Genomic DNA, 15,092 nt, shown 5'->3' on the forward strand with positions numbered 1-15,092 from the left:
AATTTGGATTTAATCCTAGATTCAAATAAGAACTATACACATATGAAACATTAAATCGGCTTCATATACTCATTGACGGCTCTCATTAAAAGCCCCGCTTGGTTTTATGCTTGGTCAAAAGTCAAATACTAGTGCTTTTTATCTACCATATACTTTAACTTCTTTAATCAATTACCTCAGTATGCAAAATCTTACCTTCCGCGTTGGTAACTTCTATCTTGCTGCTCGATGGTGAGATAAAAACACCAGCTGCATCCTGAGCAGTTAAGAGTACGATACGATCGGTTGGGACTTCATCATCCACGCTCGCTGCATAAACCTCTATGGTGCAAGGAAATGTTTCTTGGCACCAAGTTGAATCTGCAAGCTTTAGTTTTCTGCCTAAACGAGCCCATTCGGGGCGGTTTTGAATGTATTCAGTTCTGGGCCAAATTACGTTGACATCATATTCATTAGGGCTTGCCGACCAAAGCTCACCTGCTTCATTTAATAGTGTAATTGGTGTGTCAAAGGCGTGATTGGCAATAATCCATGCGTAGCTTTCTGATTCATATTGTTGCTCGCTTTTTTCGCGAATTTCCGTTTGGTTAATCGTCAAGGGGTCAAGTCCAAGTGATTTTTTCAGATGATGGGCGAGCCAACCTTCTTCATTGATATGGTTGTAGCCAACATGGATGATCGCTTTAGCATCAGGGTTTTGAGTGAATATTTTTTCTCGGAGGTTTCTCGCGCCACTTTCCTCTCTTTCTGCAGTAGTGCCTTCAATTTCAAAACCGTAGTCATATGAGACCAGTTGGAAGCCAAGCTCTTGCGCATAGAGCAGTAAGTTAGCGAAAATTGGCTCCTTAGTATAATGACCAGCGTTTTGGGGAATATGCCCTATCGCAAGATTATGCTCAGCATTTTCGGCCAACGCTTCCAAGGCTAAATAGCGATAGCCCTGCTCCCACAAGCCTTCAAGTAACTGATACGTTAATACTCGATGTTGAGGAACATGATGAGCTTCATTAATCATCACGATTTGATGCTTCGATGATCTTTCCAAAATCGCATCGATGGCATCGTGAACTCTAAAGCCCTTTATTTCGTCATCCAGCTTTCCGGGCTCAATGCCTCGACTATCAACCGTCATTAAAGCCTGGTGATACAGGCCTGAAAATGAATAAACGTCGCCGAGGCTTTGTAGTAAAACATCCTGTACCGCGTCATTATCCTCAAACTCTACATAAAGCTCTTCGATAGCTATGATCTGTTGACTATAGGTCTTGCCGTTCGTTGCTTCAAAAAAGCGGCTGAATGCTTTGTTAACTTCCTCAAGATACTCCTCCGTAGATTGAGTATCAGCGAAACTAGTAGCACTGGTAAGTAAAGCAGCAATAAAAAGTAGTGTTTTCAATATATCCTCCATGAGTACAACAAATATCGGTAATTAGTCGAGTTTAGCAACCACCTTTTTCCTGAAACAACACCATATTTATAAGCACAATAAAACCCGCAAAATGTCGAATGAAGATAGACGTTGCCAGTTTGAAAAGTCAATGATGATTCAAGATCTATTTATTTTTATTTTTATTTTTCAACAACCTATATCTAGGGTGAGAAACCGCCCATTTTTTTATTGATTCCTCGTTATCTTCTACATTAGGCAGATATCTCCTAAGATTTTTAGGAACAGGGGCCAGAGGGGTTCCCCGCCGTTCATTATCTAACACTATTTGAAGGAATTGCTCTGCTGGGCTTTGTGTATCATTGAGCCTGTTCTTCTTTTTTGCTCGCCAACGTGGATCAAGGAAAGCCCGATCTCGTTCCTCTATTTTCTCTTCTTTATCTCTATCGCTTCGGCTAACGATCGTGCTGCCGCCTAAATAACTGCCTTTACCCATATTAAAGCTTTGCCTTGTCATGTTATTTACAAAGAACTTTAGTAGACGTAAAACATAGAAGCAATTGTAGTAAACCTATATCGTAAGTTGTGAGGCCAGAGCTTTCTGGGCGACTTTTGGTAAGGCCTGATTATTCTAGACACTTTCTAGTTACTCAAAATACTCATGTTACCAATCGGGTAAATTCATTCGATCAGAAGTCGACGTTTACGCTCAAGCATACCTTCAAAAATTGGAGTCGAAACGCGCTTCGGAAAATCATCCGGCAAATCGTTTTTCACTCGCTCAATAACATCATCTACTTTATCGCATAGGGTGGTGATGATTTCGCTCATTCGGCTCGGGCTAAATTCAGCTTCTTTTGCGGTATTTAAAAAATGCCGCCGAAAAATTTGGTAGATACGCCATTTCTTTCCACTCGATCCTCGCAAGCTCATCGCAAGTTTTAAATCACGAATATTCAGGCCGTTTCCACCTATTGCAGTGTAAGCAGAAATGATGTCATAAAGCGGTGTTAACCGATATGTACCATAGGGCTCGATGTGTATAGAGAAGTTTTTTGCATGCCCATCAGTTGCGCCTAAAAGAAAAAATAGCACCTGCGCTGCCATAAAAGTTTCACGATCGCGCGTAGGCTCAGCAGAGCCCTGAAGGTGTTTCATAATTCTGGCAATCGTTGGTCCGTTATCCGATTCGTATTTTCTAGCAGAGGGCAAACCCAGTATCTGACAGTAATCTTCTTGAGGAAGTCTCATTAGCCACGAGTGATCTGGGGAATATTTACGATCGAAGCGCTCAATGGCGAGGGCTTTAATAGTTGGCGTAGTAATCACTTCACAATCAGGCGCATCAAAACCAAATGCTTTTGCAATTCTTAGGCACAACATTTCATTCTCAACGCTGTCAGTCAGGTCAATCGTGTGATCATGGCTTTGGATCTTCCCAATAGGAAGCTTAATGATGTGCGTAGTCGGAGTGTTACCTTTTGGAATACACCATGCGTTGTCTATTTTCAGCAAGGCTGTTTTTTCTTGAGCGCCGGCAATTGAAATTCTAAAATCGTCTAGCTCCCGCAACATACCTAAAGGTGCCTTCGATTGATAACCTTTTAAAATTCTCTCTAATTTGTCTTCGGTGAGTCTTTCATATTGCAGTTCATGAACGCTCCCCAGGTCTTCGTTCTCGGGAACGAACTGCAATGCACCTATACTATCTTTTCCAATCGTCGAGAGTAGGTCAAAAGCTTGGTCGGAGTCGGCTTGATAGCGGGCAACAATTCTGTCTCTAATTTCTTCATTGTCGGGCAGTAAGTTATCAAAAAAGTTAATGACCTCCCGTCCTGAGTATTCGTCGTGCCTTAACGGCATCGACAAAGAAATTGGACGCGCTCCCTCTTTGATAATCCAGCTCTTATCGTAACAGAACGTATGAGCGCCGGAATCACTTCGGCTAAAGTAGCCTACGCAGTAGCCGTTCATATAAATAGCGAGTGTACTCATTACCAATCCTCACTCCATTTGGCATCGGGCAACACAGAGTTCGAATCATCCTTCAAGTCATTGCTATTCTTAGGTTTTACTGACAACTCAAGCTCTAAAGCTGATAGTAAACGAAACAAAGTATCAAGCTGCATTTTCTCTGGCATTGATTCAAATTTAGAAACCGTTCCTTGCCTAAGCCCCACTAAATCTCCAACCCTGGCTTGACTCAGGCCACGAGTTCTTCGTTTATCTCGTATGTAGTTTGATAATGCTTTGGGATCATTAATTTTCATTGCGCTCTCTTTATAAGTGAGTTCATATAAATCTTATTTTAGACGCACTTGCGTATAAGTCAACTTTCATACGCAAGTGCGTATGAAAGTCCTTTTATGCGCGAGTGCGTATAAATAATATTTTATATGGATTCGCGTATGATAGTTACAAATGGAAGGAGTTTCGGGCTATACCAAGTTTTCGGCTGATGAACGCAAGGCGCTCATAGCGCAAATCGATGAAGACCACTTAACACACTGTTTTCACTGCATATGCCGACTAACCCCCGATGGTTCCACCGCCCTGCAAGGATATAACCATGGCATCAATGACATTTCTATTAAGAGGGCTTAAAATTCGAAGTCGTTGCAAACGAGCGATCAACGTATATCGCCTAACAATTTTGAACGTGAGTATTTTAAGCAGCTAGAACATGTCTAAAATATTCTGGCCTTATCATGAGTATTCCTTAGTTGACTGCACCTTCAAGTTATCGTTAAATGCCAGTGAACAAAATTCACTCGTGTAGCTACTACTTGGAATTCTTGCAATAAATTTAAGGACCGTGTTGATGGCCAATCAAAACCTATCTAAAGATCTACACCTTATTGCACTTGGCGATCAACAAGCTTTCGAGCGCTTCTATACTCAAACTTCAGCGAAGCTGTTCGGTATCAGCCTTGCGATACTCCGAGAACGCGATCTCGCCGAGGATGTGCTGCAAGATACTTACGTTAAAGTCTGGCACTCTGCGTCACAATATCGCGCCGATCAGGGAACAGTTATGTCATGGGTTAGTAGCATCGCTCGTTATCGCGCTATCGACATGTTACGTGCAACCAAAACTCGAGCCATCTCAACGGATGATATCGAGCAGCTCATAAATCAAAACCTCGACGAAGTTATGGGCAACGACGAGGTGGATGCCCCTAGATTGGACTATTGCCTTGATAAATTACAAAACTCACAGCGACAGTCTATTCATCTTGCTTATCTTTTCGGCTTGACTCATCAAGAAATTAGCCATCATTTAGGAGAAGCACTAGGCTCTATCAAAACCTGGATTCGTCGTGGGCTCGATAGTCTTAAGAGGTGCTTACAATCATGAACTACGATAATGCAGAACTGACGGAACAATTAGCGCGCCGCTACGTAATTGGGTTAATGCGAGGCAAGGCGAGGCTTCGTTTCTCGTTGTTACTACAAAGCAATCCATCTCTTAGTCAGCAAGTTGTTTATTGGGAAGATAAATTTAACCATTTAAATGACCAAATAAGGCCAGTTCAACCGCCGAAAAAAATATGGAAGATTATTTCTAATCGGTTATTCAGTTCCACTCGACAACGGTTTGATTTATGGCATTGGCTTGGAGCGATCGGCAGTACAGCGGCTATCGTTTTGGCTGTATTCCTGTTCCAGCAGCCTCTTTCCACATCACTACCGACTACCAATCGCGTTGCGGTGATTCAAAACGAACAGCAAAAATCACTGTGGGTATTAAATATTTCGGATAGTGTGATCGAGGCTATACCTCAGGCATCGATTGAGCCCCAGGCCGATAAAAACTATGAGCTGTGGATGCTACCAGTGGATGGCTCTAATCCTGTTTCGTTGGGTCTGTTACCGGAACGTGGCAGAGCAATGATTCTAACTCCACCCCCCGCTTTCAAGCTCGCGCAGGTTGCGGGCTTAGCTGTCAGTGTTGAACCATTAGGCGGTTCAACAACAGGATTGCCTACTGGGCCTGTGGTATACAGCACTGATATAGCCCGGTTATAGAAAAGTTAAATTTCTGAATCCAAACTACCCCCTCGATCGTTTAGTTAATGAGAAACAAAAACAACGAGAGGGTATTATGAGAAAAACATTTTCGAAAAAAGCATTAACATTAGCACTTGTGGCTGCGGGAATCGTATCCGCAACCGCAGTTGCTATCGCATCCAGTCACAGGGAAGCGCCGAATATCGCCCGTTTCCCAGCATTGGATTCAACAGATTTCTATCTGTTCAATAGCTATGAGCCCGGCAGGGGTGACTACATCACGGTCATCGCGAATTACTCGCCATTGCAAGATGCCTATGGTGGGCCAAATTACTTTGCCATGGATTCATCGGCCGTGTATTCCATTCATTTTGATACCAACGGAGATGCACAGGAAGATCTAACGTTTGAGTTTCGCTTTGATAATTCTCTGCCAAATGGCGGTGTTAAATTACCTGTTGGCGCCAACGGCATGCAGAAAAATGTAAGCGTGCCGCTTAAGTTTATCGGTGCTATTTCTGCTAACGATCAAAGCAATCTTAACTTTAATGAAAGTTATACCATCAATGTTGTCGCCGGAGCACAACGAACTGGCACCTCTTCGCAAGTCATGGGTTTATCAGGCGAACAAGAGTTTACTAAGCCGCTGGCATTTGTAGGCGAAAAAACATTTGGCAGTGCAAATGGCTATCAGGCCTACGCAGATCAGTATGTGTACGAAATTGACATACCAAACTGCTCAATGCCAGGTAGAGTTTTCGTTGGTCAGCGTAAAGACCCTTTTGTCGTTAACCTAGGGGAAACTTTTGACCTCGTCAACTATGTTCCGATTGAAGCAGCCGCCTTCCCTGGAGGCATCGAGCAAAACGACGCTAATGACGATTTACGTAACAAAAACGTCAACACCATTGCTCTTGAACTGCCGAAAAGCTGTGTTGTTGGTAATGGCAATGGCGTCATTGGCAGCTGGACGACCGCACAAGTCCCTCAAGCTCGCTTACAAAATCCTAACGCAACCTTCGAAAAGCCCGACGTTAGCGCCGGCGCACTGGTTCAGGTGTCACGCTTAAGTGCACCACTAGTTAACGAGCTAATAATTGGCCTCGACGATAAAGATACATTTTCATCTTCAGCGCCAAGTAACGACGGTCAGTTTGCCGATTACGTGACGCACCCGACACTGCCGGTGATCCTTGACCTGCTATTTCGTGAACCTGTCAATGCAACCTTAGGTACCGATTACGCGAGCCTAGCGCCATCGAACTATCCGCGATTGGATTTGGTTGCCGCGTTTTTAACGGGCTTTGAGGGTGTTAACCAGCAAGCAAACGTTACAGCGTCAGAGATGTTACGATTGAACACCGGTATTCCAGCCACTCCTGCCCAAGAGCAATCGGCTTTCGGTGTTGCTGGTGATGACTTAGCAGGCTTCCCAAATGGCCGTCGTCCTGGAGATGACGTTGTGGATATTGCCCTACGTGTGGTCATGGGCGCGCTGTGTCACAACATTCCAGTAAATGGTGAACCAACGAACTTGGGCTTTTGTAACCCTGATGACGCCCCCGTAGGTAATGTACCATTCACTGACGGTGCACCGATCGATGCCAGCTATGTCAACGATAGTTTCCCTTATCTCAAAACACCTGTACCGGGTTCATCGAGCGAATAACGCAGCATCGGAGGAAACAATATGAAGTATCCATTAAGCATCGTCACCTTTGTTGCAGCCCTGCTGCTAACAGGCTGCTTCGATACTAGTGACAAAAACCTGCCGCCAACGGCTCGCGATAGTCTGTTTACGATTACCGTAGATACTACGCTTAACGAATCGTTGGATGCTCACGACCCTGATGGCGATTCGCTCACCTTCCGGCTAGAGCAAGAAGCGAGTATTGGTGAGGTAACCGTTAACATGGATGGCACTTTTAGCTATACACCGCCAGCAGAGTATGTCGGCGAAGCTAATTTTACCTATTCGGTTACAGACGGTGAATTCTCCGCTGAGGGAATAATAACAATTGTGGTTGAAGCTGAACGTGTTAACGCAAGCTTTTATGTTCGTGAAGCATTTTCTCAGTCAGCCAGCGCCGAACCATTGCGGCTGAACGGCCGCATTATCAATGATGATGTCACCGATACTGCGGCTTTTGCCGATCTTGTGGCTGACGGGGGCAATGAATGAGAATAGCGCTTTTGCTGACTAGTCTATTGATGAGTCACATGGCGGTTTCGTCGGACGACGTACTATGGCAGCCAGAAGCTGCCATAGTACCCGCTGAAGTAACTGAGGCTGAGTACTCCTACCAACAGCAACCCAATAATTTGGAAAGTGCGGCCAAACTTGTTGAGGCCTATTTGGAAGTAATACGGCGCTCAGATAGCCATGAATTGCTACAAAAAGCCCGAAGCATACAGACCGACGTTTTTGAGCATCCTAATTCGTCAACACATATCCCTTGGTTAATCGCGAGCGCTGATTTATATCAATATCAGCATGAATTTGAAGCCGCACAAAAAAGCTTAGCGGCCGTAATCGCGCGCGAGCCGAGACATTTACGTGGTTCATTAATGCTGGCTCGTATCAAGCTTGCTCAGGGAAATATTGACCAAGCGCGCAGCATTTGCGCGAATCTATTTGGTCACCACGAACTCGGCATCGTATCCACTTGCTTGTTAGAAGTAGAAGGGCGTGAAGAAAACCCACAGCCGGTATACAACAAATTAAAACAGCTCCACCAACGAAATGACGCACAGTCTTCCATGGTCGTCCGTCAGTGGCGGCTCCAGATACTCGCAGAACAAGCTATTCTACTGGGACACTACGAGGAAGCTCAACACTGGCTATCGGAGCTGCCTGAGCCGAAAACTATTGTTGAACAAAAACTGCTTCTTGACAGCTTTCTATTTGCTCCTTCACTGTCAGTGCCTCGCGCACTAATTGCTGATTGCAGCGAAACCGTGGTCGATGCTATAGCTGTCCGTTTAGCGCGGGCACAACAAACAATAGGCGGTGGTTGTTGGGTTGATTACGCAAAACAAAGAATTCAATTGCGGGAGATTAGAAACGATAAGCTTCACAGTGCAGACATCGCCTACTACTTCACTTATGTAGAGCCTAAACCTGAGGCCGCACTTCATTGGGCCGAGATTAATTACTCAGTAGCAAAAGAGCCCTTTGATCGAAAATTACTGGAGCACGCCCAAGCATTAGTCTCAAAACAATCCAACACAGGAGTCGAATAATGCTACGTTACTTTTTCATTAGTTTAATAAGTACTGTGCTTTTTTTTACGGCGCCAACAAGCTACGCTCATTCATTTAGCACTTCGTTTCTGAACGTTACTCAGGATGGGCTCGTGAAGTATCAGATATCGTTTCATGACCTCGTAGCCCTGAATCAGGGCTGGTTAAAAGACAAGACAATCAATAGAGAGCTATTAAATCAACACCTTGACGATATTGAGTTGTTTTTACAAGGCACCGTTATTCTTAATAACCAAAACTGTCAGCTTAACTTAATTAATCAAAGCCCATGGTCATCCGTTACCTTTGCTAACGAAAGATACATGGTTATATCTGCTAGAACCGGTTGCCAAGTAAACGCTATCGAGCATATCGAAGTAGTAAACGTGTGGGCTGAGTTTCCTGATCATAAGGTTATTGCTGAAATAAAATTGCCCAAAATCGAAAAGGTAAACTGGGTGTTAAGCATTGATTCGTCTACAATAAATTAGGAAGCTATACTTCAATTCAGCGATTTAATCGATGAGGTACTAGCTTCCAACACCATTTTGATTGGTGAGGCAATGAAGATAATCAGAACTGGTAAGGCCTAAGATTTAACGACATCGTTAATAGCTTACATACCACTACCTCTGAGGGCATAAAGGAACCCAAAAGATGCCTAAGGGATTTAGGCCCCCACCAGGCATCTCTTTCTAGCATGTTACACATCACTCGTCCAAGACAAAGCGCACCTTCGAAGCCAGCTCCAACCGAGTATAAGGCTTGCTAAGAAGGGTAACTCCACGATCCAGTCGTCCATGGTGAACTATCGCATTTTCAGTATAGCCGGAAGTAAATAATACTTTCACAGTCGGGAACCTCTCCTTAGCTCTATCCGCCAGCTCGCGCCCATTCATGCCCCCGGGCATAACTATGTCGGTCAGTAGCAAATCTATATCACTATGTGCCTCGAGAGCATTCAGTGCTTCGGGTCCCGAGTTAACGGCCGTCACACGATATCCCAAGGAGCGCAATTGTCGCTGCAGGCTTTGCTTAACCAAATCGTCATCTTCGGCCATCAAAATATGTTCTGTGCCACCTTTTGGTTGATTCCTTTTTATCACCTCATAACGTTCCTGATAAACGCTTTTAACTCTCGGAAAATAGAGTTTCACTGATGTACCTTCATTAAGCTCAGAGTAGATCTTAATATGACCGCCGGATTGCTTGGTAAAACCAAAAACCATACTCAAACCTAGCCCGCTTCCTTTTCCTACGGTTTTGGTCGTAAAAAACGGTTCAAAAACTTGAGAAATAGTATTCGCGTCCATACCACTGCCAGTGTCTGATACGCACACCATTACATAGTCACCGGGCGTAACTTCAGAGTGACGCGCAGCATAACTCTCATCCAGCACCGCATTGTTCGCCTCGATAGTTAGCCTTCCCCCATTATCCATCGCGTCGCGAGCGTTGATAACTAGGTTCAATAATGCAGTTTCCAGCTCTCCAGCATCGATTTCGGTGATACCGAGATCAAGAGAAGTTATAATTTCGAGCTCTATATCACGTGGGAGCGTTCGACGAATTAAAGCTCGCATCCCCTCCAATAACTGCTTCAAATCTGTTGGTTTTGGGTCGAGTGGTTGCCGGCGAGCGAATGCGAGTAAACGGCTGGTCAATTCAGCACCACGACGCGCAGCAGACAATGTCATTTGTGTCATAGCTTTTAGGTCAGAATCGGAGGTTTGTTCAACCATCATTTCTGAGTTGCCGAGAATAACCGTTAATAAGTTGTTAAAATCGTGAGCGATACCTCCAGTAAGGTGCCCAACGGCCTCTAATTTTTGCGATTCACGCAGTCGTCTCTCGAGCTCAAGGCGGTCGGTGATATCGCGTTCGATTGCAACTAAATGTGTACACGCTCCCGTGTCATTGATCAGAGGAACTATCTCGATTTCGAGGTGGTATTCTTCACCTGATTTGGTGTAGTTAACCAATTGTGTACGAATCGATTTCTTTTCTATTAATGCAGTTTTTATCTTATCCAGTTCAATACGATTAGTTTTTGGCCCCTGAAGCATTCTTGGACTTTTTCCAATTATGTCACTTGCCGAATAGCCGGTTACTTTTTCAAAGGCTTCATTAACATAAACGGTCTCTGGACCAGGTGCATCCAAGGGGCTAGCCTTAGTGATAATAATAATATCATTCAACCTCGACACCGCAAGGTCTAACAGCTTAAGCCTTTCTCTCTCTATACGCGAAGTTGTAATATCCGAAAAATAAACCGATATCCCATCAGAAGATGGGTAGGCATGAACTTCCAGCCATTTACCCTTAGGCGCAAAGTATTCTTCAAAATGAAGTTTTTGCTTTTCTTTTGCAACACGACGATATTTCTTAGCGAAGGGGCTCTGATAACCGATCGGGCATTCTTCCCAAATTATCTCACCAAGCATATCTTCAGCTGAGCCACCAAGTATCTCTGCTGCTTTTTGGTTTACAAAGGTAAAACGGAATTCATGGTCAAGGGTAAAAAAGGCATCTGTAATGCTCTCTACTGTATGACGAAACTTCGACGCCAGCCGTTCTGTTTTCTCTTGCAGTATACGCAGGTCGTCTATATCTATAGATGAGCCAAACCAGCGCAGTATTTTCCCTTCTTCATCGAGTTGAGCAACGGCTTGAGTTTTAAACCAGACATGTTCTCCGTCATAGCGTCGCAACCTAAAGTCAACTCGATACGGATCACCAGTTGCCACCGAGCGGCTCCATATTTTTACGGTGTTTTCTCGATCATCCGGATGAAGAAATGATAGCCAATTATCAACAATACTCTCTTTTGATTCTCCCGAGAACTCAGCCAAGCTATTACTGACAAAATCAATAGCACCACTGGCATCTGCAGACCAAACTTGTACTGGCATCGCTTCTATAAAATCATGCATTGTTTTGCGCTGTAATTGTTCAAGATCTTTGATCTCGACATTTTGGCGTTTCACGGTACGCAAATTTCGTAGATAGATATAAATCAAGCATAAAATAAGTGCCGAAAGAACTCGATTCCCGATTATCACTATTTCCGGCAAATTGGAAAAATTAGGTAACAACAAATAGGCCACCGCATTGGTTGTTAAACCAGTCAACAGTACCCCGATTTGCATTCGTTGACTAACTCCAGGAAGCAACATGGCACCAGCAAGTACTGGTACATAAAGAACGCCGTGCGCGAAGCCAAGCGGCGTATAGAGGTCTGTCAAAAAAACCAGAATTAAACCGATCCAGATCACACTAATATTGAGGGCCGGATAAGGGAAAAGTGCGGTAATTGTTTTCAAAGAAATTAACCTCGAAGTACTTGCTGCACTTTATTTGCCAGCTCTAAACGGGTATAGGGTTTACCCAGCAGTTCAACTCCTGGGTCAAGTCGGCCTTCATGAACAATGGCGTTTTCGGCATAGCCCGAGGTAAACAGAATTTTCAGAGATGGGTAAGTTTCTCTCACTATATTCGCAAGCTCACGTCCATTCATCCCACCCGGCATAACAACATCGGTCAAAAGGAGTTCAATATTGTTCTGCGCAGCCAAAATGCGAAGTGCATCCGGCCCAGAGCTAACAGTTGTAACCTGATAGCCTAAAAAATGCAATTGACGTTCCAAGTATTGTAGGACTAACAGGTCGTCTTCGACAATCAAAATATGCTCATCATTACCCTCCGGCAATAGAGCCGGTAATGGTTGACACCTCACTTGCTGTGTACGCTGGACTCGAGGAAAATAAAGTTTCACAGATGTACCCTCATCCGGCTTTGAGTAAATGCTAATATGCCCACCTGACTGTTTGGTGAAACCAAACACCATGCTTAAACCAAGACCACTACCTTTTCCAACTGATTTAGTGGTAAAGAAAGGCTCAAATGCTCGCTGAAACACCTCAGTGCTCATGCCTACCCCTGTATCCGCCACACATATCATCACATATTCACCAGGAGCAACTTCACCGTGCCGTTCAGCATAATGTTGATCCAATAGTATGTTGTTGGTTTCAATGGTTATCTTGCCCCCACCCGGCATGGCATCACGCGCATTAACAACGAGGTTAAGCAAAGCTGCATCAAGTTCACCGGCATCAATCTCCGCCACCCCTAAATCGTTCGCTAGCGAGATATCTATTTCGATATTCTCCGGCAAAGTGCGGCAAATGAGCCTCTGCAAGGCTTCAGCCCGCTCGTTAAGATTCGTAAGTTTAGGATTGAGTGGTTTGCGGCGCGCAAACGCTAAAAGGCGGCTGGTGAGGTCAGCTCCTCTCGTGGCTGCAGATATTATCATACCGGCCATGACCTGAAGTTCTTTATCAACAGCCCGCTCTACCATCATTTCCGCATTTCCTAAAATAACCGTCAATAAATTATTGAAATCATGGGCTACTCCTCCGGTCAGATGGCCTACAGCCTCAAGCTTTTGCGATTCACGTAGCTTTAATTCCAATTCCATTCTTTCTGTAATATCGAGCATACTCCCAACCATTCGAGTTGCCTTACCATTCGCATCACGAACCACAAATCCACGGTCAACAACATTCGCAATTTGTCCATTTCGTTTAATGAAGCGATACTCGCCCTTCCAATAGTCTTTATCACCCTCAATAATCTCATGAATACTTTTAACAACCTCCTCAAGATCCTCTGGGTGAATGCGACGTGTCCAAGATTCCGGGCCCGGTTCCAATTCCGATGGGGAATACCCGAATAACTCAGTTATTGAATCATTCCACCAGACTTTATCCATTGCAAAATTCCAGTCCCAAATTACGTCGCGGGTGGCTTTTGAAATTAGGTTAAACCGTTCTTGGTGTTCATGTTCGCGCGTCACATCCCGAAAATAAACCGCGAGACCATCGGGGATTGGATAGGCGTTAATCTCAAACCATTTATTCAATGGCTCAAAAAACTCTCGAAAACTCACGGTTTTTTGGCTTTCAAGTGCTTTTTTATACTGCTGTTCTATCTGACTTCCTCTAGCTTCGGGAAACTCTGTCCAAATATGTTTCCCCATCAAATCATCTGCGCAGCGATTCAACAGTTGGCTCGCCTGTTGATTGAGGTAGGTAAAGTGCCACTGCTGATCCAATGCAAAAAACGCATCACTAATACTCTCGAGAATATTTAGGCGCTCGCGCTCTTTTTCGTCGGCTCGAAGCTGTGCTTCTTGCAACACAGAAATATCTTGAAATGCCCCCTGAACTGCTATGATTTTACCTTGCTCATTCGATTCTGCTTCACCGATTGCTCTCACCCAAGGGCGTCTACCGTCGGGGCACAGTAGCTGGCAGATAATATCAAACGCATCACCCTCCTGGACACATTGCTCGAATGCCGCTTCAACCATTGGACGAAATTCTGGAGCATAAAATTGTGTAGCCTCGTCAATATTGGAGGGCGCATAATCAACAGGCATACCATGAATGGCAGCTGTCTCCGATGTCCAGAATACAGTCATGGAATCCAGCTCTATACGCCAACCCCCTAAATGTGCTTTCTCACCGGCCAATCGGAGCAGCTGCTCTGCCCGTGTCAATTTGTCACGCGTTGTTATCGAAGAAGTAATATCCTGAACGTAGCCAACAACAATTTCACCATCAGGACTAGTATGACGTTCACCGACACCTTTGATGCATCGAGCACGGCCATCTCGAGCAAGAATACGGTGCTCGAACAGGATTTGGGGAGCATCTTCATTAGAAAAGGTTTTATAAATTGCGCGTACGTTCTCCCTGTCATCGGGATGTACCATGGCAAAGTATTCATCAAGATTTGATGGAGATGAGCAATTAGACACATCGTAGAAGTCAAAAACTTCCTTCGACCAATTCAGATCTCCTGTTCTTGGGTTATATTCCCAAGTGCCAATACTCAACAGCCGCTCGCACGTGCGCATACGAGCCTCGTATTCCTGTAGCTTTGATAAGGTTTGTCTCAACTCTTTCGAACGAATCATGATGTCTTGAATAGCCAGACGGTTATTGGGTTCGTTCAACGATTCTATATTTTCGTCCTGCAAGATTTTCGTCACATCCTCCACTCGGTGCATGATAAACTCTACTGCACCGGTGTTGTCTAAAACTGGAGTGTTCACCGGACTCCAGAATCGCTCTTCATAGCCGCCTGCGCGCAAACGTATCGGATAGCGTTGAACGGCCATTATATCGGCTGTTTTCATTGACAAAACCCTTTGCAACGAAGCCGCGAGCGTTTTTACACCGTCGGATGACGGATCATCAGGATTATCCGGAAAAACCTCAAAGAGTGTTTTTCCGACAAGATCACTCTCTTGTGACATCGTGGCTCTTAAATATTCATCAGTGACAGCAATAATTTCGAATTTTTCTGGGAGTAAGACCAGAACTTTTCCTGGTGAGGCTTTGAACAACCGTTGATATAAAGCATCATCAGATCGAGTCATTTT

The 15,092-nt window shown here is 44.5% G+C and carries 12 protein-coding genes; 6 read left to right on the forward strand and 6 right to left on the reverse strand.

Annotated elements, in window-relative coordinates:
• Positions 1–163: 163 nt before the first annotated feature.
• The 4 genes from A28LD_RS01900 to A28LD_RS01915 all read right to left on the reverse strand — a co-directional run bounded on the left by A28LD_RS01900 (position 164) and on the right by A28LD_RS01915 (position 3,657).
• Positions 164–1,396, reverse strand: a complete 1,233-nt coding sequence (locus tag A28LD_RS01900) for a hypothetical protein (protein ID WP_007419365.1) — start codon at positions 1,394–1,396, stop codon at positions 164–166.
• Positions 1,397–1,553: 157 nt separating this feature from the next.
• A complete protein-coding gene (locus A28LD_RS01905) occupies positions 1,554–1,883 on the reverse strand; it encodes a hypothetical protein (RefSeq protein WP_007419366.1) in 330 nt (109 codons plus the stop codon).
• Positions 1,884–2,068: 185 nt separating this feature from the next.
• Positions 2,069–3,382: a type II toxin-antitoxin system HipA family toxin gene (locus tag A28LD_RS01910; protein WP_007419367.1), complete on the reverse strand. Its 1,314-nt coding sequence runs from the start codon at positions 3,380–3,382 to the stop codon at positions 2,069–2,071.
• Entirely contained in the window at positions 3,382–3,657 is a 276-nt protein-coding gene (locus tag A28LD_RS01915) for a helix-turn-helix domain-containing protein (RefSeq protein ID WP_007419368.1), read from the reverse strand. The genes A28LD_RS01910 and A28LD_RS01915 overlap by 1 nt, the downstream gene beginning before the upstream one ends.
• A gap of 551 nt (positions 3,658–4,208) precedes the next feature.
• On the opposite strand from A28LD_RS01915, the gene A28LD_RS01920 reads away from it, so the two are divergent.
• The 6 genes from A28LD_RS01920 (at position 4,209) to A28LD_RS01945 (ending at position 9,132) form a co-directional block, all read left to right on the forward strand.
• Positions 4,209–4,745 carry a sigma-70 family RNA polymerase sigma factor gene (locus A28LD_RS01920; RefSeq protein WP_007419369.1) on the forward strand — a complete coding sequence of 179 codons (537 nt, stop codon included), beginning with the start codon at positions 4,209–4,211 and terminating at the stop codon, positions 4,743–4,745.
• Positions 4,742–5,416 carry an anti-sigma factor gene (locus A28LD_RS01925; RefSeq protein ID WP_007419370.1) on the forward strand — a complete coding sequence of 225 codons (675 nt, stop codon included), beginning with the start codon at positions 4,742–4,744 and terminating at the stop codon, positions 5,414–5,416. The genes A28LD_RS01920 and A28LD_RS01925 overlap by 4 nt, the downstream gene beginning before the upstream one ends.
• A 76-nt stretch (positions 5,417–5,492) precedes the next feature.
• The gene (locus A28LD_RS01930; RefSeq protein ID WP_007419371.1) at positions 5,493–7,067 is read left to right on the forward strand and encodes a DUF4331 domain-containing protein; all 1,575 of its coding nucleotides are present in this window, start codon (positions 5,493–5,495) and stop codon (positions 7,065–7,067) included.
• Positions 7,068–7,088: 21 nt separating this feature from the next.
• Positions 7,089–7,580 carry an Ig-like domain-containing protein gene (locus tag A28LD_RS01935; RefSeq protein WP_007419372.1) on the forward strand — a complete coding sequence of 164 codons (492 nt, stop codon included), beginning with the start codon at positions 7,089–7,091 and terminating at the stop codon, positions 7,578–7,580.
• Between the two features lie 38 nt (positions 7,581–7,618).
• Positions 7,619–8,641: a tetratricopeptide repeat protein gene (locus tag A28LD_RS01940; protein ID WP_139043489.1), complete on the forward strand. Its 1,023-nt coding sequence runs from the start codon at positions 7,619–7,621 to the stop codon at positions 8,639–8,641.
• Between the two features lie 113 nt (positions 8,642–8,754).
• A complete protein-coding gene (locus tag A28LD_RS01945) occupies positions 8,755–9,132 on the forward strand; it encodes a hypothetical protein (RefSeq protein WP_139043490.1) in 378 nt (125 codons plus the stop codon).
• 219 nt (positions 9,133–9,351) lie between these two features.
• On the opposite strand, the gene A28LD_RS11815 is transcribed toward A28LD_RS01945, so the two are convergent.
• Together A28LD_RS11815 and A28LD_RS12325 are read right to left on the reverse strand one after the other, a co-directional pair.
• On the reverse strand, positions 9,352–11,964 hold the full coding sequence (locus A28LD_RS11815) for a hybrid sensor histidine kinase/response regulator (protein WP_007419375.1): 2,613 nt from the start codon (positions 11,962–11,964) through the stop codon (positions 9,352–9,354).
• Between the two features lie 5 nt (positions 11,965–11,969).
• Entirely contained in the window at positions 11,970–15,089 is a 3,120-nt protein-coding gene (locus A28LD_RS12325; protein ID WP_007419376.1) for a hybrid sensor histidine kinase/response regulator, read from the reverse strand.
• Positions 15,090–15,092 lie beyond the last annotated feature (3 nt).

Source organism: Idiomarina sp. A28L, assembly GCF_000218785.1.
Lineage (GTDB): Bacteria > Pseudomonadota > Gammaproteobacteria > Enterobacterales > Alteromonadaceae > Aliidiomarina.

What these genes read in the sequence shown, in the direction of transcription:
- A28LD_RS01905 (WP_007419366.1), bottom strand. Translation starts at nt 1,883, where the DNA reads ATGGGTAAAGGCAGTTATTTAGGCGGCAGCACGATCGTTAGCCGAAGC.
- A28LD_RS01940 (WP_139043489.1), top strand. Translation starts at nt 7,619, where the DNA reads ATGGCGGTTTCGTCGGACGACGTACTATGGCAGCCAGAAGCTGCCATA.
- A28LD_RS01930 (WP_007419371.1), top strand. Translation starts at nt 5,493, where the DNA reads ATGAGAAAAACATTTTCGAAAAAAGCATTAACATTAGCACTTGTGGCT.
- A28LD_RS12325 (WP_007419376.1), bottom strand. Translation starts at nt 15,089, where the DNA reads ATGACTCGATCTGATGATGCTTTATATCAACGGTTGTTCAAAGCCTCA.
- A28LD_RS01920 (WP_007419369.1), top strand. Translation starts at nt 4,209, where the DNA reads ATGGCCAATCAAAACCTATCTAAAGATCTACACCTTATTGCACTTGGC.
- A28LD_RS01915 (WP_007419368.1), bottom strand. Translation starts at nt 3,657, where the DNA reads ATGAAAATTAATGATCCCAAAGCATTATCAAACTACATACGAGATAAA.
- A28LD_RS01935 (WP_007419372.1), top strand. Translation starts at nt 7,089, where the DNA reads ATGAAGTATCCATTAAGCATCGTCACCTTTGTTGCAGCCCTGCTGCTA.
- A28LD_RS01925 (WP_007419370.1), top strand. Translation starts at nt 4,742, where the DNA reads ATGAACTACGATAATGCAGAACTGACGGAACAATTAGCGCGCCGCTAC.
- A28LD_RS01910 (WP_007419367.1), bottom strand. Translation starts at nt 3,382, where the DNA reads ATGAGTACACTCGCTATTTATATGAACGGCTACTGCGTAGGCTACTTT.